The sequence below is a fragment of the Pedococcus sp. P1_H8 genome (genome assembly GCF_056405175.1).
In genome coordinates this window covers 350,419-370,889 of record NZ_JBFUCP010000001.1, presented here as the reverse complement: position 1 = coordinate 370,889, position 20,471 = coordinate 350,419, and the positions used below count along the sequence as shown (strand labels likewise).

Sequence of the window (20,471 nt, the reverse complement as noted above, 5' to 3'; positions counted from 1 at the left end):
ACCGACCCGGTCTCTGAGAGGCTGGGCCCTGTGAGCCTGCACAGCACGGAGGACGCGGTCCCCGAGACGCACGGACGTGCCGGGGTCCCCGACCCTCGCCCGCAGTTCTTCGCGGGCACGGGGGACAACACATGGGGCGAACGCGTTCTCGGATTCTTCTTCGCCAGCATCTGGCTCGTGTTCCTCTGGGACGCGGTTGGTGCGGCCTGGGAGCAGCGAGAGACCCTGCGTGCAGACGGCGGCCTGGTGGTGCTCGCGCTGTTCGTCGTGCTCTACCTCGTGCACTTCTCCCACCTGCGAGCGGCTGTCTGGGGGACTCGCGGCGCGATCGGTTCCCGCTGGTACGTCACGTCGGTGGGGCTCCTCTACTGGGCAGGGCTGGCCGTCCTGGCGGCGCTGGCCACCGTCACCATCGGCCAGGAGGGCGCGGCCACCTGGGTGTTCCTCGCGGTGTCGGGGTTGTGGACCTTCCGGGTTCGCATCGGGCTGGCGATCGGAGGAGCGCTGGTGGCGCTCTACGAGTTCCTCACCCTCCACGTCGACGGCTGGCGCCACGACGCGAGCATCAGCATGTCGATGGTGCTCGCCATGGCCGCCGTCACCGGAGGCATGATCGCGTCGCAGCGGCAGCGGGCCCTCGCCGAGGCGCGCGAGGAGAACGCGCGACTGGCCATCCAGGACGAGCGCAACCGGATGGCCCGGGACGTCCACGACATCCTCGGCCACAGCCTCACGGTCATCACCGTCAAGGCCGAGCTGGCTGCGCGGTTGATGGACGTCAGCCCGGAGCGGGCCAAGGTGGAGGTTGCAGACCTCGAGCGGCTGGCGCGAGACGCCCTCGCCGACGTACGCCAGGCCGTGGCCGGTTTCCGCGAGACGTCGTTGCCGGCCGAGCTGGCCCGCGCCCGGTCCTCGCTGGCGGCCGCAGGCATCGAGGCGGACCTGCCCACCGCGGCCGACGCCGTGCCCAGCCACCTGCGCGAGCTGTGCGCCTGGGCGCTGCGCGAGGGCGTCACCAACGTCATCCGCCACAGCGGGGCAACCAGCTGCCGCGTGACCCTCGACGAACGCGGGATCACCATCGTCGACAACGGTGCCGGGTCCCGGCCCGGCACGCCCGGCACTGGCCTGGTCGGACTCAAGGAACGCGCGGAGGGCGCCGGCGCCCGCCTCTTCACGGCAGCCGTCTCACCACACGGCTTCGAGCTGTCGGTCACCGCTTCCCCGCACCCGCGCTCCGCGGACCCGGACTCGCACGAGAGGGTTGAGGCATGACGATCCGCCTGCTGCTGGCCGACGACCAGGCCATGGTCCGTGGTGCCATCGCCACCCTCCTCGGCCTCGAACCCGACATGGAGGTCGTGGCGGAGGTCGGCAGCGGTGACGCCGTGGTCGCCGCGGCGCGCAGCAGCAAGCCGGACGTCGCGCTCATCGACGTCGAGATGCCGGGCCTGGACGGGATCGCGGCCACGGCAGCGCTCCACGACGCGATGCCGGCCGTGCGCGTCCTCATCGTCACGACCTTCGGCCGGCCCGGCTTCCTGCGTCGGGCGCTGCAGGCAGGGGCCAGTGGCTTCGTCGTCAAGGACACCCCCGCCCGTCAGCTCGCCGAAGCCGTGCGCCGCGTGCACTCCGGGCTGAGGGTGGTCGATCCGGCCCTGGCCGCCGACTCGCTGGCCGGTGGTGAGTCGCCGCTCACGGCGCGCGAGACCGAGGTGCTGGTGGCCGCCCGGGAGGGCGGGTCGGTGGCCGACATCGCCAGGCACGTGAGTCTCTCGGAGGGCACCGTGCGCAACCACCTGTCGTCAGCGATCGGCAAGACGATGGCCCGCAACCGCGCGGACGCCGTGCGGATCGCCGACGAGTACGGCTGGCTCTGAGCGGCTCGCGCTGAGCGGTGGTCCTGTGGCGCAGGCGCTCAAGCGCTCAGTCGCCGGTCGCCACAGGGCGGTTCGGGTCGGTGATCCACTCGCTCCACGACCCGACATAGAGCGCCGCCTCGATGCCGACCTCGTGCAGCGCGAGCACGGTATGCGCTGCCGTGACGCCGGATCCGCAGTAGGCCGCCACCGGTCCCGCTGTCGGAAGTCCTTTGCGGGCGAACACCTCTCGCAGGCGGTCGGCGACCAGGAACCGCCCGTCGGGATCCAGGCTGTCGGTCGTGGGGGCACTGACGGCGCCGGGCACCCGACCTGCGACCGGGTCGATCGGCTCGGCCTCGCCGCGGAACCGCTCGGGCGCCCGGACGTCGAGCAGCACGCCGTCCCTGGCCGCCCCACCCGCACCGGCGGCGTCGACGACGGACATGCCCCCGGCGTGCGCCTCGAACGTCCCCGCGCCGGGTGCGGGCAGCTCCGCCGTCACCGGTCCGCCGGCGGACCGCCAGGCGCCGAGCCCCCCATTGAGGACGCGCACGTCGCTCGCCCCGAAGTGGCGCAGCACCCACCACGCCCGGGCCGCGGCATACGAGGGGCCCTGGTCGTAGACGACGATGCGTGAGTCGTTCGCGGCGCCGCTTCGCTGCGCCGCTGCCGCGACCGCGTGCGCCTGGGGGAGCGGGTGCCGGCCACCGCGCCCCGGCGGCCCGGCGAGCTCGGCGTCGAGGTCGACGTGGTGGGCGCCGGGGAGGTGCCCTGCGGCATACAGCTCGCGCCCCGGCGGGCCCGCGGCGGTGGTGAGATTCCACTGGACGTCGATGAGGACCACGCCACCAGGGGTGCTGGTGAGCTCCTCGAGGAGGTCCTGGGCGCTGACGAGGGCACGCATTCGGCCAGTCAAGCATCAGATGGGAGACTGGGGCGCCATGACCGCCACCTCCACGCGCCACAGCGCGCCGACCGCCGTACTGCCGCCGCTGCAGATCGGCCGGCACACCATCGAGTCGCCGGTCGTGCTCGCCCCGATGGCCGGCATCACGAACCGGGCGTTCCGCAAGCTGTGCCGCGAGTACGGCGACCAGGGGCTCGACCAGGGTGGCGCCAGTGGCGCGACCTCGCTGTACGTCAGCGAGATGATCACCTCACGCGCCCTCGTCGAGCGCACGCCCGAGTCGATGCGGCTGATCGAGCACGACCCCCAGGAGAACCCGCGATCGATCCAGCTCTACGGCGTCGACCCCGCCACCGTCGCCGCCGCCGTGCGGATGCTCGTCACCGAAGACCGCGCCGACCACATCGACCTCAACTTCGGTTGCCCCGTCCCGAAGGTCACCCGCAAGGGCGGCGGCGCCGCCCTGCCGTGGAAACGCGACCTCTTCCAAGCCATCGTCACCGGCGCGGTTCGCGAGGCGAGCCCGTATGCCGTGCCCGTCACCGTCAAGATGCGCAAGGGCATCGACGACGAGCACCTGACCTATCTCGAGGCCGGGCTCATCGCCGAGCGGGCCGGGGTCGCAGCCGTCGCCCTGCACGGTCGCACCGCGTCGCAGGCCTACTCAGGTGAAGCCGACTGGAGCGCCATCGCACGGCTCAAGGAGACCGTGCGGAGCATCCCGGTGCTCGGCAACGGTGACATCTGGTCGGCCGAGGACGCCGTCCGGATGGCCCACGAGACGGGTTGTGACGGCGTGGTCGTCGGGCGCGGCTGCCTGGGTCGTCCGTGGCTGTTCACCGACCTCGCGGCGGCCTTCGCCGGGACGCCCGCGCGGGTCGAGCCCACGCTCGGCGAGGTGACGGCGACCATGCGCCGGCACACCGAGTACCTCATCGACTTCTACGGCGACGAGTACAAGGCCTGCCGTGACATCCGCAAGCACATCGCGTGGTACCTCAAGGGATTCCCCGCTGGTTCCACGGTGCGCCACCAGCTCGCGCTCGTCGACTCGCTCGCAGCGCTGGACCGGCTGATCGCCACGATGGACGCCTCGGCTCCCTGGCCGGGTGACGCCGCCGAGGGGCAACGCGGGCGGGCTGGATCGCCCCGACACGTCGCCCTGCCTGAGGGGTGGCTCGACAGCCAGGAGCTCAGCGAGGCCCACCGCCACGCCGTGTCCGAGGCCGAGCTGTCGGTTTCCGGCGGCTGACCCGACGCTCCGTCATGCAAAAGGCGAGTTGGCGCCGCTGTGGCTGCGGCGCTAACTCGCCTTTTGCATGAGTCAGTGACACGGAGCAGTGTCTATAGGTCAGGCGCCGGGTCAGCTCGGGAGAACGGTCGAGAGTCGGCGGATGGCTTCGGGGACCCGCTCGACGGTGACTCGACGGAACCCCATCGCGAGTCCGGGCCGCGGCGGCGTGTCCAGGAAACGCACCGACACCGGCTCGAGCGACACCCCGGCCTCCGACGCGGCCCTGGCCACCGCCACGTCGTCGACGGTCCGGTCGACGAAGTAGGTGCACAGGTGCAGCCCAGCCGAGGACGGGAGCAGCTCCAGGGTGCCTGCTGGCAGGCTCTCCAGACCGCTCACGAGGGCCGCCCGGCGCTGCGCGTAGACCCGGGTGACCCGGCGGACATGGGCGGAGAGCAGACCCTCGGCCATGAACCGCGCGAGAGCGCCCTGGGTCACGGCATCTCCCTGCCAGTCGGTCAGCAGCTTGGCCTGTCGCAGGGTGTGCTGAAGCGACTGGGGGGCGATGAGGTAACCCACGCGAAGTGACGGCATCAGGGTCTTGGAGAACGACCCGACATAGACGACGCGCCCGTCCCGATCGAGGCTCTGCAGTGGTGCGAGCGGCCGGTCCTCGAACCGGAACTCCGAGTCGTAGTCGTCCTCGACGATGACTGCGTTGCGTCGAGCTGCCCACTCCAGCAACGCGATCCGTCGCCGCAGTGACATCACCGCGCCGGTCGGGAACTGGTGGGACGGGGTGACGTAGACCATCCGGGCGGTGCGTGGGAGCTCCTCGACAACCAGGCCCTCGGCATCCACGCGCACCCCCTGGACCCGGGCGCCGTGCGAGACGAACAGCCGTGTCGCAGCGGTGTAGCCGGGATCCTCGACGACGACGACGTCACCGGGATCGAGCACCGCCCGCGCGACGACGTCGAGCCCCTGCTGGGCGCCATTGGTGAGCAGCACGTCCGCCGGGCCGGCGACGACGGAACGGGACAGGCCGGCATACCTCGCGATCTCTTGCCGCAGGGCGGCATCCCCGTGACCTTCGTAGGCCGAGGCGGCCAACAGCGACGGACGGAGCGTGGCCGAGACGAGCCGGCGCCAGACCGCGAGGGGGAACAACGAGGTGTCGGGACCGCCCACGGACAGGTCGAACTCAGCGGCCGGCGCGTCGAGCACCGGGGGAGGCAGGGTCGCCCAGACGGCCCGCGGTCGCACGTCGCCGACCGGTGCGTGCCGCGTGCGGTGTGGCACGACGTCCCTGCTCACGAAGGTGCCCGACCCGACCCGGGTCACCAGGAAGCCCTCAGCGGTCAGGCGGTCGTAGACCGTGGTGACGGTGCCGCGCGACAGGCCAAGCTCGGTGGCGAGCGCGCGCGTGGGTGGGACCCTCGACCCCGAGGCCAGCCGCCCGTCGACGAGGGCCTCGAGCAAGAGCTGGTAGAGGGTCGAGGCGCGGTCGCCGACGGCGACACCGTCGAGGGACAGGCCCAGGTGCGGGCGCAGGTGCAGGTCCACTCCACCAGCCTAGATTGGTCCAACCACGTTGACGAGAAGTGGCCCTTCGCACGGGTCCAATCGACCGGCACGCTGGACGCATGACCTCGACCACCTCGACCCCCACCAGCACCACCGGTACGCAGCCGTTCGGGCTGTCCGTTCCGCAGGGCGCCGCCCTGTCGATCGGTGCGGTGCTCGGCACAGGCGTCATCACGCTGCCGGCGATCGCCGCGGGTATCGCCGGGCCGGCCTCGCTCGTCGCCTGGGCGGCGCTGGTGCTGCTCAGCGCCCCGCTGGCGTCGACGTTCGCGGCGATGGGCGCGCGGTTCCCCGACAGCGGTGGGGTCTCGACCTACGTTCGGCGTGCCTTCGGGCCCAAGGCCTCCGCGGCCGTCGGGTGGTGCTTCTACTTCGCGGTACCCGTGGGGGCGCCGCCGGCGTCGCTGATGGCTGGAGGGTACGTCTCCGACGCCTTCGGCGGTGGACGAACCGTGGCTGTCACGGTCGCGGTCGCCCTCATCGTGGGCGTCGCGCTGATGAACGCCGCCGGGCTGCGCCTGTCGGGTCGCATCCAGCTGGGTCTCACCGCTGTCCTCGCCACCCTGATGGTGGTCACGATCGTGGCCGCACTGCCGCATGCCCGGATGGAGCACCTGCAGCCGTTCGCACCCCACGGCTGGGCCGCCGTGGGGCCGGCTGCCGCGTTGCTGGTCTGGGGCTTCGCCGGCTGGGAGGCCGTCGCGTCGCTCGCCGGGGACTATCGGCGACCGTCTCGCGACGTACCCCGGGCCACGGCAGTCGCCGTGGTGGTCGTCGGCACGCTCTACCTCGCCCTCGCTGCCACCAGCCTGATGGTGCTCGGGCCGGCCACGGGTTCGAGCGAGGCGCCGTTGTCCGACCTGCTCGCGGCGGGCCTCGGTGGACAGGTGCGGGTCGTCACGGCCGTGGTGGCCATCCTCCTCACGGTCGGCGCCATGAACGCGTACTTTGCGGGCGGGGCCCGGCTGGGGGCTGCGCTGGCCCGCGACGGCGCCCTGCCGGCATACCTCTCCGCGGGCTCGGGCGCTGGTGAGGTGCCCCGGCGGAGTCTGGCCGTCATCGCCGTGCAGTCGGTCCTCTGGCTGTTCGCCGGGGAGGTGCTGCACCTCGGTCTGACCCCGTTGATGCTGCTGGCCACCGGTTGCTTCACCCTCGTCTACGTCCTCGGCACCGCGGCCGCCGTTCGGCTGCTCCCACGCGGGTCCCGGGTGTGGTGGACCGCGATCGTGGCCCTGACGTCGGTGCTCGGACTGCTGGTCATGAACGGGTCGCACGTGCTGTGGGCAGTCGGGATCGCGGCGGCAGCTGTGGGCTACCGGACGTGGCGCGGGCGTCGGAGCGTCGTGGCAGGCTTCGCCCATGAAGCGGAAGGACACACCGAGCCAGATCGGCACACCTGGCGGGACTCCGGAGAGGCCTGCGACGTTCTTCTCGGGACCTGAGGAGTTCGGGGCCTGGCTGGCGGTCAACCACGACACTGCCACCGAGCTCTGGATGGGCTTGAACAAGAGGCACGTCGCCGACCGCGGGCTCACCTGGGAGGAGGCCGTCGTCGAGGCCCTGTGCTGGGGCTGGATCGACTCGGTCGCGCAGCGCATCGACGAGGACACGACGCGGCAGCGCTGGACCCCGCGCAAGCGCACGAGCAACTGGAGCGCGATCAACATCGCGGCCGTCGAGCGTCTGAAGGCCGAGGGCCGCATGCAGCCGTCCGGCCTTGCTGCCTACGACCTGCGCCGAGCCGACCGGTCCGGCATCTACTCCTACGATTCGGGTGAGGTCGAGCTGGCGCCCGAGTATGCCGCGCGGCTGGCCGCCGACGCCGCGGCCAGTGCCTTCTGGGAGGTCGCCACCGCGTCCTACAAGAAGCTCGCCCTGCACTGGGTGATGACCGCCAAGCAGGAGGCCACTCGGGACAAGCGGATGGCCCAGCTGCTGGCAGACAGTGCCGCCGGGCGACTGATCCCCGGCCAGCGCTACGGCGAGCAGCCCAAGTGGGTGGAGCGGGCTGCCGAGGCGGCCCGTGGTGCCCGGCCGTAGGCTCGGCGCCGTGGCTTACAGCTCGGTCGACCAGGAGCGCTGGGTGCGGGAGGACCCTGCCACCAGGCGCGCCGACCGCGACGACTTCGCCCGGGACCGGGCCAGGCTCGTCCACTCCGCCTCGCTCCGTCGACTGTCGGCCAAGACCCAGGTCGTGCAGCCCGGCGACGACGACTTCGTCCGCAACCGACTCACCCACAGCCTCGAGGTGGCCCAGATCGGTCGGGAGTTCGGCGAGGCCCTCGGCTGCAGCGCCGACGTCGTCGACTCCGCGTGCCTGGCCCACGACCTCGGGCACCCACCCTTCGGCCACAACGGTGAGCGCGCCCTGGACGACATCGCCAGCGACATCGGCGGCTTCGAGGGCAACGCCCAGACGCTGCGCCTGCTGACCCGCCTCGAACCCAAACGCGTCCATCCCGACGGCCGCCCCGCTGGCCTCAACCTCACTCGCGCCACGTTGGACGCTGCGACCAAGTACCCCTGGGTGCGTGGCGAGAGCAGCACTCCCACAAGGAAGTTCGGCGTCTATGCCGATGACGTGCCGGTGTTCGACTGGTTCCGTGACGGCAGGGCGCCGGGTGAACGCTGCATCGAGGCCGACGTCATGGACTGGTCCGACGACGTCGCCTACTCGGTGCACGATGTCGAGGACGCGATCGCCTCGGGCCGCCTGGACGTTCGACGACTGCGCGACACCACCGACGTCGACTCGGTGCTGGCCGTGGCCACGGGACTCTATGCCGCGGACCTCGGGGTCGACGCCCTCGGTGCGGCGCTCGAACGCGTGCTGGCCAGCGGCGCCGTCCCCACGGCATACGACGGGTCGCGGGTGGACCGGGCGGCGCTCAAGGACATGACCTCACGACTCATCGGGCGGTTCGTCCACGGCGTCGAGGTGGCCACCCGCCAGCGGCACGGCGACGGGCCACTGACCCGCTACGCCGCAGACCTCGTGGTGCCCGACGACACCCGCGCCGAGTGCGCCGTCCTCAAGGCGGTGGCCGCCCACTTCGTCATGCATGCCCAGGAGCGGGTCGACGTGCTCACGCGGCAGCGCGAGGTCGTGGCAGACCTCGTCACGGGCTACCAGCAGGACCCCGTAGGGCGGCTGGATCCCGACCTGCTCGGTGACTGGAAGCATGCCGAGTCCGACGCGGCCGCGCTGCGCGTCGTCGTCGACCAGGTGGCCTCACTGACCGACGTCCGGGCGGAGTACCTGCACCGCGCCTGGAGCTGACCCCGATGGACCACACCTTTATCGGGTCATGGGACTTGGTTGCGCTTCACCCGACAACCGTTCCGGGGGCAAGCACAACCCTGTCCGGTGAAGCAACTGTCGTGCAGCGAGCTGACCCGCTGCGAAGAGCGGTCAGTGCGCCTCGAAGGCGCGGGCCTCCCCGACCACCGACAGACCGACGATCGACCCGGTGTGCGGGACGTCGGAGCCGTTGACGCGGGCCGTCACCACCGTGTGGTCGGCCTGCAGCCGGAGCGCCACGAGCGCGTCGTGGCCGAAGTACGTCGTCGACAGGACCTCGGCGCAGGGGATCCCGGGAGCCATGTCGCGCAGCACGATCTGCTCGGGTCGGATGAGCACGTCGACCGTGCCGGCGGGAGCGGGCTGGTGGACGGCGAGCCGCCCGAGGGCGGTGCTCACATCGGTGCCGTCTGCACTCCCGCGCAGGAAGACCGCGTCGCCGAGGAACGCCGCCGCATGGCGGTCCGCAGGAGTGCCGTAGACCTCCGAGGGCGTGCCCACCTGGGAGAACCGGCCGTCGTGCATGATCGCGACCTGGTCGGCGAACGACAGCGCCTCGGCCTGGTCGTGGGTCACGAGGACGACGGTGACGTCCTCGTGGGCCAGCGCTCGCGCGACGGCCTCGCGGGTCGAGGACCGCAGCCCTGCGTCGAGGGAGGAGAACGGCTCGTCGAGGAGCACGACCGTGGGGCGCCTGGCGAGGGCCCGGGCCAGTGCCACCCGCTGCTGCTGCCCACCCGAGAGCTGGTCGGGGCGTCGGGTCGCGAGATCGGGCGAGAGCCCCACCAGCTCGAGCAGCTCACCCACCCGCTCGCCCGCCCTCCGAGCGTGTCGGGGGAGCCCGTAGGACACGTTGGCCCCGACGCTGAGGTGGGGGAAGAGGTTGCCCTCCTGGGCGACGTAGCCGATGCCACGCTTCTCGGGGGCGACCCACACACCGGGGCCGGCGACCGTGCGGTCGCCGAGCTGAACCACTCCCTCGTCGGCCTGCTGGAAGCCGGCCACCACGCGCAGCAGCGTCGTCTTGCCGCAGCCCGAGGCGCCGAGGATCGCCGACGTGGTGCCCGACGGCACGACGAGGTCGAGCCCGTGCAGCACGGGTCGCCCGTCGTAGGACGCGGCGACACCGGAGATGCGCAGCGTGGTCACAGGGCGGGCTCCTCGTCAGGTCGGCGCAACAGCAGGTAGGTCAGGGGGGCGGACACCAGCACGAGCGCAGCGGCGTAGGGCGCGGCGCCCGCGTAGTCGATGCTCTCACTCGCGCTCCAGAAGGCTGTCGCCAGTGTCTGCGTGCCGGTGGGGGCGAGCAGCAGCGTCGCGGTCAGCTCGGTCGACGTCGCGATGAACACCATGGCGAAGCCGGCCAAGGCGCCGGGAGCGGTGAGCGGCACGAGGACGCGCACGAAGGCCCGGAACGGACCGTCCCCCAGCGCCCGCGCGGCCTCGGTGAGCTCCTCCGGGGCGTGGGCCATGGCCGCCCGGATGCTCACCATCGCGCGGGGGATGAACAGGATCGCGTATGCCGCGACGAGGACGACGCTGGTCTGGTAGACCGGGCGGGCGTAGCGGACCGAGAGGGTGACCAGCGCGAGGGCGATGACGACGCCGGGCAGGGATGAGGCCACGTAGGTGGCTCGCTCGACGAGGATGGACAACCAGGTGCGGCGACGGGCGATGAGCCACGCGACGGGGAACGCCGCCACGACGGTGACCACCCCCGCGACGAGGGCGAGGCGCAACGTGCCCCAGAGGGTCGTGACGAGCTCGCCCGGGTCGAAGGCGCTCTCGGTGAGGCCGCCGCTCCCGGCGCCGAACCAGTAGACCAGGCTCCCGAGCGGCACCCCCAGGGCCAGCACCGTCAGGACCCCCATGCCGAGCAGGGCCGGCGCTGTCCACCGGCCGAGCCTGGCGGGCAGGGCGCGTCGGGCGGCGCCCCGACCCAGCCGGGCATGCCGCACCGTGCCGCGCAGCAGCAGCTCGGCCGTGAGCAGCCCCAGGCACAGGGCGATCAGCACGACCGCGAGCAGGCTGCCGGCACTGTTGCTGAAGGCGACCTGGAACTGCTCGAGGATCGCGGTGGTGAAGGTGGGGAACCGCAGCATCGCCAGCACGCCGAACTCGGACAGCAGGTGCAGCGAGACGAGCAGCATGCCGCCGAGGGCAGCGGGTCGCAGCTGGGGCAGGACCGCGCGGAAGAAGGACCGCCAAGGACCCAGGCCCAACGACCGGGCTGAGTCCTCGAGGCTCTGGTCAAGACCGCGCAGGACGGCCGCCACGGGCAGGAAGACGAAGGGAAAGTAGGACAGCGTCGTCACCAGCACGGCACCGGTGAGTCCCTGCAGGTCGGGGCGCACGGTCACCCAGGCGTAGGAGTTCACGAAGGCCGGCACGGCCAGCGGGCAGACCATGAGCACCCGCCAGAACCGCGCACCCGGCAGCGAGGTCCGTTCGACCAGCCAGGCGGCAGCGATGCCGATCGCCGTCGTCAGCGAGACCGTGAGCACCACGAGCGCTCCCGTGTTGCGCAACAGCTCACCGACCCGCGGCCGCCACAGCAGGTCCCAGGCCGGCCCCCAGCCGATGTCGAACGCCTTGACCGCCACGACCACGAGGGGCAGCACGCAGACCGCCGCCACGACCAGGCTGGCCGCGACGACCGTTGCGGGGGTGGGGTTCGAACGGCCCCGCCGCCGTGTCCTGAGCGACGTCTCGGGTGATGTCCGGGGAGACGGTCTGGGTGACGTCATGAGCGGCGGCATGAGGAGTGCGGCACCTAGAGGATGCCGGCCGTCGTCATCAGCTCGATGACCTTGGGGCCGTTGAGCTTGAACGGGTCCACCTGCGGCGCCTCGAGGGTGTCCAGGGGCTCCAGAGCCTGGTCGGACGCCACTCCGTTGCCCACGGCGTACTCCTTGGCGTCACTGGTGGCGAGGATGCCCTGGCCCTCCTTGGACGTCACGAAGGCGAGGAACTTCTGGGCGTTCGTGGCCCTCTTGCTCGACTTGAGCACCGCGCCGCCGGAGATGCTGACGAACGCACCCGGGTCCTGGTGGCGGAAGTAGAGCAGCTTGGTGTTCTTGCTGCCGGCCTTGGTGAGCGCCTGGTCGCGGTACCAGTAGTAGTGGTACATGATCCCGACCGGCACCTGTCCGGCGTTGACGGCCTTCATCACCGCGATGTTGTTCTGGTAGATCTGCGCACCGTCCTTGAGGCCCTTGAGCCAGGCGGCGGTCTTGTTCTGACCTTGAGTCTCGAGGATGGCCGAGACGATGGCCTGGAAGTCGGCACCCCCTGCGGCGGCCCCCCACTTGCCCTTCCACTTCGGGTCCTGCAGGTCCATGATCGACGTCGGCAGCTCGGCCTCGGTGATCTTGCTGGGGTTGTAGACCAGCACGGTGGATCGAGCGGCGATCCCGACCCACTCGTGCGTCGAGGGCGCGTAGTCGGTGCCGACCTGGCCGATCGTGGCGTCGTCGACCTTGGCGAGCAGTCCGGCGTTCTGCACGGTCGTCATGGCGGGGGAGTTCTCGGTGAGAAACACGTCCGCGGGACTCTTGGCGCCCTCCTGCACGATCTGCGCGCCCATCGAGGAGTCCGACCCGTAGCGGATCTGCACCTTGACGCCGGTGTCCTCCTGGAACTTCTTCGCCCAGGCCTGGGTGAGGTTCTCGTGCTGGGCGCTGTAGATGGTCAGCTTGTCCGGGTCGAGGTTCTTGCCCGCCTCGAGGCTGCCGTCGCCACCGCAAGCCGTCAGGGCCAGGGTGGCTGTGGTCGCCAGGGCGAGCAGGGCGGTCCGTCGGCGGATCACGGTGGTGGGTCTCCTGAACAACATGGGGGATGAGAAGGCAAGCCTTACCTTACCTTTCGCGGCGTCGACGGCCCAGTCCGGGTATGCCGCGTGGCTGGCCGTCCTCTGGCCGCGCGGCTGACCGCGGGCTGCCCCACCGACCCGGCCAGGCGGCATACCTGACCTGTGGAGGTGGGCCGCGCGGGGCGGGACGCACCGCCTAGACTCGGCCGCGACAAGGAGGGCCAGTGCCGGGTCGGATCAAGGCCGACGACGTCGCGCTCGTGAAGGAGCGTTCGTCGATCGAGGACGTCGTGCGCGAGCACGTGACCCTTCGACCTGCCGGACCGGGCTCGATGAAGGGGCTCTGCCCCTTCCACGACGAGAAGTCCCCGTCGTTCAACGTCCGTCCGACCGTCGGCGCCTGGCACTGCTTCGGCTGCGGCGAGGGCGGCGACGTCATCTCGTTCGTGCAGAAGGTCGAGCACCTCACCTTCACCGAGGCGATCGAGCGGCTCGCCCAGAAGCTCGGCATGGAGCTGCACTACGAAGAGGGGGGCAAGCCGGGCGGGGGCGAGACCCTCGGACGGCGCTCGCGACTGGTCGAGGCGCACCGCGTCGCGCAGGAGTTCTACCACCACGCGCTGCTCAACGCCCCCGAGGCCAGGGCCGGCCGCGACTTCCTGCGCGAGCGCGGGTTCGACAGCGAGGCAGCCAAACGGTTCGGTGTCGGCTTCGCCCCCCGCGGCGGCGAGGACCTGTCGCGCCACCTGCGGTCCAAGGGTTTCACCGACGAGGAGCTGGTCCTGGGTGGGTTGTCGGGGCGGGGGAGCCGCGGGCTCTACGACCGGTTCCGTGGTCGGCTGGTCTGGCCGATCCGCGACATCACCGGTGACACGGTGGGGTTCGGCGCGCGGCGGCTCTATGACGACGACCGGATTGCGGCCAAGTACCTCAACACGTCCGAGACCCCGATCTACAAGAAGTCGACGGTGCTCTACGGCCTCGACCTCGCAAAGAAATCCATTGCAGGAGAACGCAAAGCGGTCATCGTCGAGGGCTATACCGACGTAATGGCCTGCCAGCTGGCCGGCATCGAGGGCGCCGTCGCGACGTGCGGCACGGCCTTCGGCATCGACCACATCAAGATGCTGCGCCGCATCATGCGCGACGAGGTCGACCTTGCGCCGGCCCGTGTCGTGTTCACCTTCGACGGCGACGCGGCGGGCCAGAAAGCCGCGATGCGGTCGTTCGCCGAGGACCAGCGCTGGGCGTCCCAGTCGTTCGTGGCGGTGGCCGACGGTGGCATGGACCCGTGCGAGCTGCGGATCGCCAAGGGTGACGATGCGGTGCGCCACCTCATCGACGACGCCGTGCCCTTGTTCGAGTTCGCGGTGCGCACCACGATCGACCGGTTCGACATGGTGACGGCCGAGGGGCGGGTGCAGGCCATGCGCGCGGCCGCGCCGATCGTCAACTCGATCCGGGACAGCTCCATGCGCCCCGAGTACATCCGCACCGTCGCTGGCTGGATCGGGGTCGAGGTGGAGCAGGTGCAGGCCGAGGTGTCCCGCGCCCAGCGAGCGGCCGCACGCGACGCCAAGGAGGCCGCCGACGCGCCCCCCGGTCGCGAGCGTCGGCCCGATGCCGACACCGTGCCGGAACCCTCGATCGCGGAGGCCCGGGCCGCCCTGCCGACGCCGGACCTTCGGGACCCGATCGTGTTCGCCGAGCGCCAGCTGCTGCAGACGCTGCTGCAGTACCCCGACAGCTTCACCACCGACGACGTCGACACGGTCTCCGCCGACGCGTTCACCGCCCCGGCCCACCGGGCCGTCTTCGACGGGGTGCGCGGTGCGGGCGGGCCACAGCGCGGGTTGTCGGTGCAGGCCTGGGCCGACCGGGTCACCCAGGCAGCGCCGTTGGCAGTCCACGGCCTCATCGCCGAGCTCGCTGTCGCGTCCTTGCCCACCCGCATGGACCGGGCGACCGGCCTGCCCGAGCGTCGCTACATCGACGCCCTGCTCACCCGCGTCCAGGAGGTCTCGCTGACCCGCCGGATCGCGGACGCGATGTCGGCGATGCGCCGGATGGCGACCGACTCGCACTCCGACCCCGTGGCCGCACGCACGCTCAGCACCGAGCTCCAGGAGCTCCAGCGCGAGCTCGCCACCCTGCGCGACCGGGCGTCCTGATGGCGCTCTCGCTGCGCCGTGCGCCGAAGCTGCCCGCGCAGATCCGTGAGGCCGTCGGCCTGGCCGGGGGCGAACGCGTGCTGAGCTGGGGTCGGGAGGAGGCCAGCGGCACGACCGTGGTGGCCACCAACCATGCCCTGTATGCCGTGGACGCAGCCGGACTGCGCACGCTGGCTCGTCCGTGGCACGAGGTGGACGGGGGGACCTGGTCGCCCGAGCTCACCGCGCTGACCGTGACCTGGGTGGACGGGTCGAGGCCGTCCCAGTGGACCCTTGGCGCCACGACCCTGCTGCCCGAGACGTTGCGCGAACGCGTCCAGGCGAGTGTCGTCCTGGCCCAGCGGATCGAGCTCGGCCCGCGTCGGTGGGCCAAGGCGGTGCTGCGTCAGGACCTCGCCACCGGCGACCTGATCGAGCAGGTGGTGCTGGGCCGCGGCGTGCGCGCCGACGACGCTGAGATGACCGCTCGCACCGAGGCCGCGCTGGCCTACCTGCGCGAGCAAGTGGGCCGCTGACACCACGGCCCGGCCGTTTTCAGAACTGCCCGCATCCTTTGCTATGGTTGCGCAGCGCCGAACGCGGGGGACCGCCGACGGACATTCCCCTGTAGCTCAATTGGCAGAGCAGCCGACTGTTAATCGGCAGGTTGTTGGTTCGAGTCCAACCGGGGGAGCCCGCCACACCACGAGGCCCCAGACCATCAGGTCCGGGGCCTTCGTCGTGCACTCTCGACTCGGATCTGTCATGTCGCGGCGCCAGCACCGGCGTCAGCCGGCGCGGGGACGGCCGCAGCCTCGTGGATCGTCGTGCGGCCACGCTTGGACAGGCGCTTCTCGATCCTGCTCGCCACGACCGTCAGCGCGTAGTTGATGAGGATGAACAGCACCGCCGCGACAAGGTAGGCCTGCAGCACGTTGGCGAAGGCCGAGCCCAGGGTCTTGGACCAGTTGAGCAGCTCGAGGTAGGTGATCGCGTAGCCCAGCGCCGAGTCCTTGAGGATGACGACGAACTGGCCGATCAGGGCCGGCAGCATGGCGGTGAGCGCCTGGGGCAGCTGGATCGAGCGAAGGGTCTGCGACGCGGTCAGCCCGATCGACAGACCGGCCTCCGACTGGCCCTTGGGCAAGGAGAAGACGCCGGACCTCACCAGTTCGGCGATGACCGAGCCGTTGTAGAGCGTCAGGCCCGTGACGACTCCGGCCAGGGGTGCGGTCTCCGGCGCGAAGATGCCGCTGCGGGAGTACAGCCCGTAGCTGGCGATCATCATGATCAGCACGGGGACGGCGCGGAAGAACTCGACGACAACGCTGCTGACCCAGCGGACGGGGGCGATCTGGGAGAGCCGCCCGATCCCGAAGACCAGCCCGAAGGCGCCGGCGAGCAGGATCGAGACGAAGGCCGCCTTGAAGGTGCCCCAGAGCCCCTTCAGCAGGTAGTCCCGCCACACCGACCGGTCTGTCAGGAACGGCTTCCACTGGTCGGCCTCGAGCTGGCCCGCGTCCTTGAGCTTGCGGACGACGAGGAAGGCGATCGCGAGGACGAGCAGCACGCCGAACACCGAGAGGATGGCGTGGCGCCTGCGGGCGCGGGGACCCGGCGCGTCGAACAGGACGTTGGCGCTCATCGCTTCACCGCCAGCCGGCGGGACATGGTCGTGAAGAGCAGGCCGAGGGGGAGGGTCAGGATGACGAACCCGATGGCGAAGATGAGGAACACGATGAGGCCACCGGTCTCGTTCTCGATGATGACCGCCATCAGGTTGGCCGCCTCCGCGACACCCACGACGGCGGCCACGGTGGTGTTCTTGATGAGGGCGATGAGGGTGGATCCCAGCGGCGCGATCGAGCCACGGAAAGCCTGCGGCAGCAACACTTCTCGCATGCTCTGGCCAAAGGTCAGCCCGATGGCGCGGGCAGCCTCGGCCTGGCCTGCGGGGATGGTGTTGACACCCGACCGCAGCGCCTCACACACGAAGGAGGCGTGGTAGATCGAGAGCATCACGATGGCCCAGCGACTCGCGTTCCCGGTGATCGACGACGGGTCGAGGTTGAGACCGAGGATGTAGGTCAGTCCCAGGACGCTGAGAACGACGAGCAGCGTCAGGGGTGTGTTGCGGAAGATGTTGACGTAACCGGTGCCCAGCAGCCGCAATACGCGAACCGGCGACAGCCGCATGATGCCGACGATGGTGCCGAGCACGAGTGACCCGATCGCCGAGAAGAAGGCGAGATAGACCGTCATCCCGAAGGCGCCGAGAACGTCGTACTTGCTCAGGATGTCACCCATGCAGGAAACCTTCCGTTGCGGTGGAGGTGCGGGGCCAAGGCTTCGGTATGCCGCCCGCKCGGGGGRGCGGGCGGCATACCGACAGCGGTGTGGAACGGGTCAGGCGCAGGCGTCCTGCTTGGGCGGGTTGGTGGCCGCGTCGACCTTGAACCCGGCCGGGCCGAGGTTCTTGTCGACGGCTGCCTGCCACGCGTTCGAGCTGATCATCTTGGCGATGGCCGTGTTGATCTTCTCGCAGGTGGCCTTGTCACCCTTCTTGAGGCCGATGCCGTAGCGCTCCTCGGAGAAGGTCTTGCCGACGACCTTGAGCTTTCCCTTGTACTGCGCCTGCGAGGCGTAGCCGGCCAGGATCGTGTTGTCGGTCGTGAGGGCGTCGACACCCTTGGAGACCAGGGCGGTGACGCACTCGGAGTAGGTGCCGAACTCCTGGAGCTGGACGCCGGGGTACTTGTCCTTGACCTTCTGGGCGGACGTCGAACCGGTCACCGAGCACAGCTTCTTGCCGGTGAGGGTTTCCGGTCCGGTGATCGAGGCGTCGTCGGCGCGGACGAGGAGGTCCTGACCGGCGATGAAGTACGGACCGGCGAAGGAGATCTTCTCCTTGCGGGCGTCCGTGATCGAGTAGGTCGCGACGACCATGTCCACCTGGCCGGTCGAGATCAGGGTCTCGCGCTGGGCCGACGGCGCCTGGATGAACTGGATGTCAGCCGCGTCGTGGCCGAGCTCCTTGGCGACGTAGGTCGCGACGTCGACGTCGAGGCCGGTGTACTTGGAGCCCTCCTTGAGGCCGAGGCCGGGCTGGTCGAACTTGATGCCGACCTTGAACTTGCTGCCGCCGCCACCGCCGCCCGAGCCGGTGTCCTTGGCGCTGTCGCCGCAGGCGGTCAGGCCGAGCGCGAGGACCGATGCGGCGGTCACTGCGCCAATCTGACGAATGTTCATTCCGTTTCCTCCTGATGTGTTGCCGCTGCGCTGGTGCGCCCCGGTGTGCAGTGCAGTGCGGGTCTGGATTGTCGGTGCGTCTGGACTGTCAGTGGGTCAGGATCTTGCCGAGGAAGTCCTTGGCGCGGTCCGACTTGGGCGTGGTGAAGAAGCCCTCAGGGGTGTTCTCCTCGACGATCTGGCCGTCGGCCATGAAGACCACCCGGTTGGCTGCCTTGCGGGCAAAGCCCATCTCGTGGGTGACGACGACCATCGTCATGCCCTCCTTGGCCAGGGCGACCATGACGTCGAGGACCTCGGTGATCATCTCGGGGTCCAGGGCGGAGGTCGGCTCGTCGAAGAGCATCACCTTGGGGTCCATGGCGAGCGAGCGGGCGATGGCCACGCGTTGCTGCTGGCCGCCGGAGAGCTGGGCGGGGAACTTCTGCGCCTGGTGGGCCACGCCGACGCGTTCGAGCAGCTCCATGGCGCGCTTCTCGGCCTCGGCCTTGGGGACCTTTCGGGCCTTGATCGGTCCGAGGGTCACGTTGTCGAGGATAGTCTTGTGTGCGAAGAGGTTGAACGACTGGAACACCATGCCGACGTCGGCACGCAGCTTGGCCAGCTCCTTGCCCTCCTCGGGCAGGGGCACGCCGTCGATGGTGATCGAGCCGGTCTCGAACGTCTCGAGCCGGTTGATGGTGCGGCACAGTGTCGACTTGCCCGACCCCGAGGGGCCGATCACGACGACGACCTCGCCCTTGCCGATGGACAGGTTGATGTCCTGAAGGACGTGCAGCTCGCCGAAGTGCTTGTTGACGCCCTTGAGAACGACCAGTGGCTCCGTCATGTCCGGCAACCTACCGGTTTGTCGTGATCAGCGGATCCCTCGGGCAGTCACTGTCATGCAATAGCAACCCGACGCGAACGGGCCATCCGCATCTGGGTGACGTGGGCCCCCTCGCCAACGTGACGGCATTCAGGGTCCCCCATCCCAACTCCGGCCGTTCGTCATGGCGTCCCATCGTCCGTTTGGTGAGACCTCGCCGCGGGAAGCCAGAACTGACAGGGGAGGGCGCGCCGGCTTTGTAGCCTTCCCGCATGAGTGAGCCGAACCCGCCCGTCAGCGACGCGCGAACGCTGTCCGCCGAGGAGCGCGCCGACCTGGTGCGCTTGCTCCGGCATGGTGCCTGGCGTCCCTTCGGCGGCCCGCGAAGCGACTAGCGGGTCCCAGCGCGCCACCCGACCGGCGGCCTATGTCAAGGATCAACCGAAGCCAGCGTCAAGCATCAGGCGAAGTCATGGCGACACTGGTGGGGCAGGTCGGGCTTGAACCGACGACCGACGGATTATGAGAAGTCCCGAAGACGCAGGTCAGGCGCCATTTTTCGCTATTTCGTGCTCAGTTCGTGGTGGTTGACTGACACCCGAAACAGTCGATTCTCAAACTGGTGTGCCACCCATGTGCCACGGGCACTCGGATGGTGCCTCGAACCGCCAACCTACGGAGTGCCCGTCAGTAGTGCGGCCGTGAGGACTTTGGGACGTTTGGCGTGCTTGGTGGCTGCCGCGTGGTTGTGGTTGATCGGGGCGCGAAAACAGACCTCGTGTCCTGCTCGGTGTCCTTCGCGCCGGTGGGCCTCACCAGATCGCTCCGGTATCGACTCGGAGCAACTGTGCGAGCTGACTCGCTACGTCCTGGGGGTTGTCGACATGGATCAGGATTCCTCGGGTTGGTGTGCCAGGTGCAGGCACGAGGCAGCTGTTCCCGCGCGGACGCAGGAATGCGTTGTTCACGAGAGCCGACCATCCGGCCCGAGCCTTGGGAATTTGAAGGTCTTCCGTGAAACGGATGCCGAGGTTCGTTCTGGGGAAGGAGATGACCAGTGCGGTGTGGCGGGCCGACGAGGAACCGGTGAGTGGCCGGGTGCCGAAGAAGGCTCCATAGATGTTCTCGCGAGGGATCGTGACGGGCTCGGTGAAGTAGGCCGGCGCGTCCAGGCATATGCCGTCCGAAGTTGCCCTGATCGTCACGTGCGTCAGGCATGCGCGCAAAGCCACCATCACGATCACACCGGCAGCGATCATGAAGCCCGCAGCGAGCACAAATGCCACTGGATCAGGCCACGCGGCGACGAGGAAGAGGACGCCAATCGCAGTGAAGAGGAGCGCGATGAGTAGCCAAGACGTGGCATACCACCGAGCCGTTGGCGCGCACTGGATCTCCACCCCTGAACACAACCACAACGATCGGCCACGATTGCGCTGCCGACCCGATAGCGGAGCAGGGGAGCCTGCCGCAGTGGTCGGGTCAAGGGTGGACGCAGTCCATCACGCAGTGACGCGGAGCGCCCTTGATGCGGCCCGGAGGCGGGCGGAGAGTGGAGCGCA

The 20,471-nt window shown here is 70.1% G+C and carries 19 protein-coding genes and 1 tRNA gene; 10 read left to right on the top strand and 10 right to left on the bottom strand.

Annotation, left to right across the window (positions count from 1 at the left end; translation table 11 throughout):
• The first annotated feature begins 30 nt into the window (after positions 1-30).
• Both AC1DYG_RS01785 and AC1DYG_RS01780 read left to right on the top strand, forming a co-directional pair.
• A complete protein-coding gene (locus AC1DYG_RS01785; RefSeq protein WP_477638170.1) occupies positions 31-1,275 on the top strand; it encodes a sensor histidine kinase in 1,245 nt (414 codons plus the stop codon).
• Positions 1,272-1,880: a response regulator transcription factor gene (locus tag AC1DYG_RS01780; protein WP_477638169.1), complete on the top strand. Its 609-nt coding sequence runs from the start codon at positions 1,272-1,274 to the stop codon at positions 1,878-1,880. Before AC1DYG_RS01785 ends, AC1DYG_RS01780 begins: the two co-directional genes overlap by 4 nt.
• Before the next feature lie 46 nt (positions 1,881-1,926).
• On the opposite strand, the gene AC1DYG_RS01775 is transcribed toward AC1DYG_RS01780, so the two are convergent.
• Positions 1,927-2,766, bottom strand: a complete 840-nt coding sequence (locus AC1DYG_RS01775; protein ID WP_477638168.1) for a sulfurtransferase — start codon at positions 2,764-2,766, stop codon at positions 1,927-1,929.
• Positions 2,767-2,803: 37 nt separating this feature from the next.
• On the opposite strand from AC1DYG_RS01775, the gene dusB reads away from it, so the two are divergent.
• On the top strand, positions 2,804-4,021 hold the full coding sequence (gene dusB, locus AC1DYG_RS01770; protein ID WP_477638167.1) for a tRNA dihydrouridine synthase DusB: 1,218 nt from the start codon (positions 2,804-2,806) through the stop codon (positions 4,019-4,021).
• Positions 4,022-4,132: 111 nt separating this feature from the next.
• On the opposite strand, the gene pdxR is transcribed toward dusB, so the two are convergent.
• Positions 4,133-5,569: a MocR-like pyridoxine biosynthesis transcription factor PdxR gene (gene pdxR, locus AC1DYG_RS01765; RefSeq protein ID WP_477638166.1), complete on the bottom strand. Its 1,437-nt coding sequence runs from the start codon at positions 5,567-5,569 to the stop codon at positions 4,133-4,135.
• An 80-nt stretch (positions 5,570-5,649) separates the two neighbouring features.
• On the opposite strand from pdxR, the gene AC1DYG_RS01760 reads away from it, so the two are divergent.
• The 3 genes from AC1DYG_RS01760 to AC1DYG_RS01750 are packed head-to-tail and all read left to right on the top strand — an operon-like array spanning position 5,650 to position 8,870.
• Entirely contained in the window at positions 5,650-7,032 is a 1,383-nt protein-coding gene (locus AC1DYG_RS01760) for an APC family permease (RefSeq protein ID WP_477638165.1), read from the top strand.
• Positions 6,950-7,630 carry a YdeI/OmpD-associated family protein gene (locus tag AC1DYG_RS01755; RefSeq protein WP_477638164.1) on the top strand — a complete coding sequence of 227 codons (681 nt, stop codon included), beginning with the start codon at positions 6,950-6,952 and terminating at the stop codon, positions 7,628-7,630. Before AC1DYG_RS01760 ends, AC1DYG_RS01755 begins: the two co-directional genes overlap by 83 nt.
• 10 nt (positions 7,631-7,640) lie before the next feature.
• Positions 7,641-8,870, top strand: a complete 1,230-nt coding sequence (locus AC1DYG_RS01750) for a deoxyguanosinetriphosphate triphosphohydrolase (protein ID WP_477638163.1) — start codon at positions 7,641-7,643, stop codon at positions 8,868-8,870.
• A 132-nt stretch (positions 8,871-9,002) separates the two neighbouring features.
• Here AC1DYG_RS01750 and AC1DYG_RS01745 read toward each other — a convergent pair whose 3' ends face one another.
• The 3 genes from AC1DYG_RS01745 to AC1DYG_RS01735 are packed head-to-tail and all read right to left on the bottom strand — an operon-like array spanning position 9,003 to position 12,723.
• Positions 9,003-10,040, bottom strand: a complete 1,038-nt coding sequence (locus tag AC1DYG_RS01745) for an ABC transporter ATP-binding protein (RefSeq protein WP_477638162.1) — start codon at positions 10,038-10,040, stop codon at positions 9,003-9,005.
• Positions 10,037-11,638: an ABC transporter permease gene (locus tag AC1DYG_RS01740; RefSeq protein ID WP_477638161.1), complete on the bottom strand. Its 1,602-nt coding sequence runs from the start codon at positions 11,636-11,638 to the stop codon at positions 10,037-10,039. The genes AC1DYG_RS01745 and AC1DYG_RS01740 overlap by 4 nt, the downstream gene beginning before the upstream one ends.
• A gap of 26 nt (positions 11,639-11,664) precedes the next feature.
• Complete coding sequence (locus tag AC1DYG_RS01735) at positions 11,665-12,723, bottom strand: extracellular solute-binding protein (RefSeq protein ID WP_477638160.1); 1,059 nt, start codon at positions 12,721-12,723, stop codon at positions 11,665-11,667.
• 203 nt (positions 12,724-12,926) lie between these two features.
• Between AC1DYG_RS01735 and dnaG the strand changes: the two genes are divergently transcribed.
• The 3 genes from dnaG (at position 12,927) to AC1DYG_RS01720 (ending at position 15,546) form a co-directional block, all read left to right on the top strand.
• Complete coding sequence (gene dnaG / locus AC1DYG_RS01730) at positions 12,927-14,873, top strand: DNA primase (protein WP_477638159.1); 1,947 nt, start codon at positions 12,927-12,929, stop codon at positions 14,871-14,873.
• Positions 14,873-15,388 (top strand): hypothetical protein, encoded by a 516-nt coding sequence (locus AC1DYG_RS01725; protein ID WP_477638158.1) that lies wholly within the window; start codon positions 14,873-14,875, stop codon positions 15,386-15,388. The genes dnaG and AC1DYG_RS01725 overlap by 1 nt, the downstream gene beginning before the upstream one ends.
• Before the next feature lie 85 nt (positions 15,389-15,473).
• Positions 15,474-15,546, top strand: a tRNA-Asn gene (locus AC1DYG_RS01720).
• Between the two features lie 69 nt (positions 15,547-15,615).
• Here AC1DYG_RS01720 and AC1DYG_RS01715 read toward each other — a convergent pair.
• The 4 genes from AC1DYG_RS01715 to AC1DYG_RS01700 form a co-directional block, all read right to left on the bottom strand.
• Positions 15,616-16,497, bottom strand: coding sequence for an amino acid ABC transporter permease (locus AC1DYG_RS01715; RefSeq protein WP_477638157.1), 882 nt, complete (start codon positions 16,495-16,497; stop codon positions 15,616-15,618).
• Complete coding sequence (locus tag AC1DYG_RS01710; protein ID WP_477612592.1) at positions 16,494-17,159, bottom strand: amino acid ABC transporter permease; 666 nt, start codon at positions 17,157-17,159, stop codon at positions 16,494-16,496. Before AC1DYG_RS01710 ends, AC1DYG_RS01715 begins: the two co-directional genes overlap by 4 nt.
• Before the next feature lie 99 nt (positions 17,160-17,258).
• Complete coding sequence (locus AC1DYG_RS01705) at positions 17,259-18,101, bottom strand: glutamate ABC transporter substrate-binding protein (protein ID WP_477638156.1); 843 nt, start codon at positions 18,099-18,101, stop codon at positions 17,259-17,261.
• An 88-nt stretch (positions 18,102-18,189) separates the two neighbouring features.
• The gene (locus AC1DYG_RS01700; RefSeq protein ID WP_477638155.1) at positions 18,190-18,930 is read right to left on the bottom strand and encodes an amino acid ABC transporter ATP-binding protein; all 741 of its coding nucleotides are present in this window, start codon (positions 18,928-18,930) and stop codon (positions 18,190-18,192) included.
• Between the two features lie 251 nt (positions 18,931-19,181).
• Here AC1DYG_RS01700 and AC1DYG_RS01695 point away from each other — a divergent pair, with 251 nt between their 5' ends.
• Positions 19,182-19,304, top strand: coding sequence for a hypothetical protein (locus AC1DYG_RS01695; RefSeq protein ID WP_477638154.1), 123 nt, complete (start codon positions 19,182-19,184; stop codon positions 19,302-19,304).
• A gap of 417 nt (positions 19,305-19,721) precedes the next feature.
• On the opposite strand, the gene AC1DYG_RS01690 is transcribed toward AC1DYG_RS01695, so the two are convergent.
• A complete protein-coding gene (locus AC1DYG_RS01690) occupies positions 19,722-20,195 on the bottom strand; it encodes a hypothetical protein (protein ID WP_477638153.1) in 474 nt (157 codons plus the stop codon).
• Positions 20,196-20,471 lie beyond the last annotated feature (276 nt).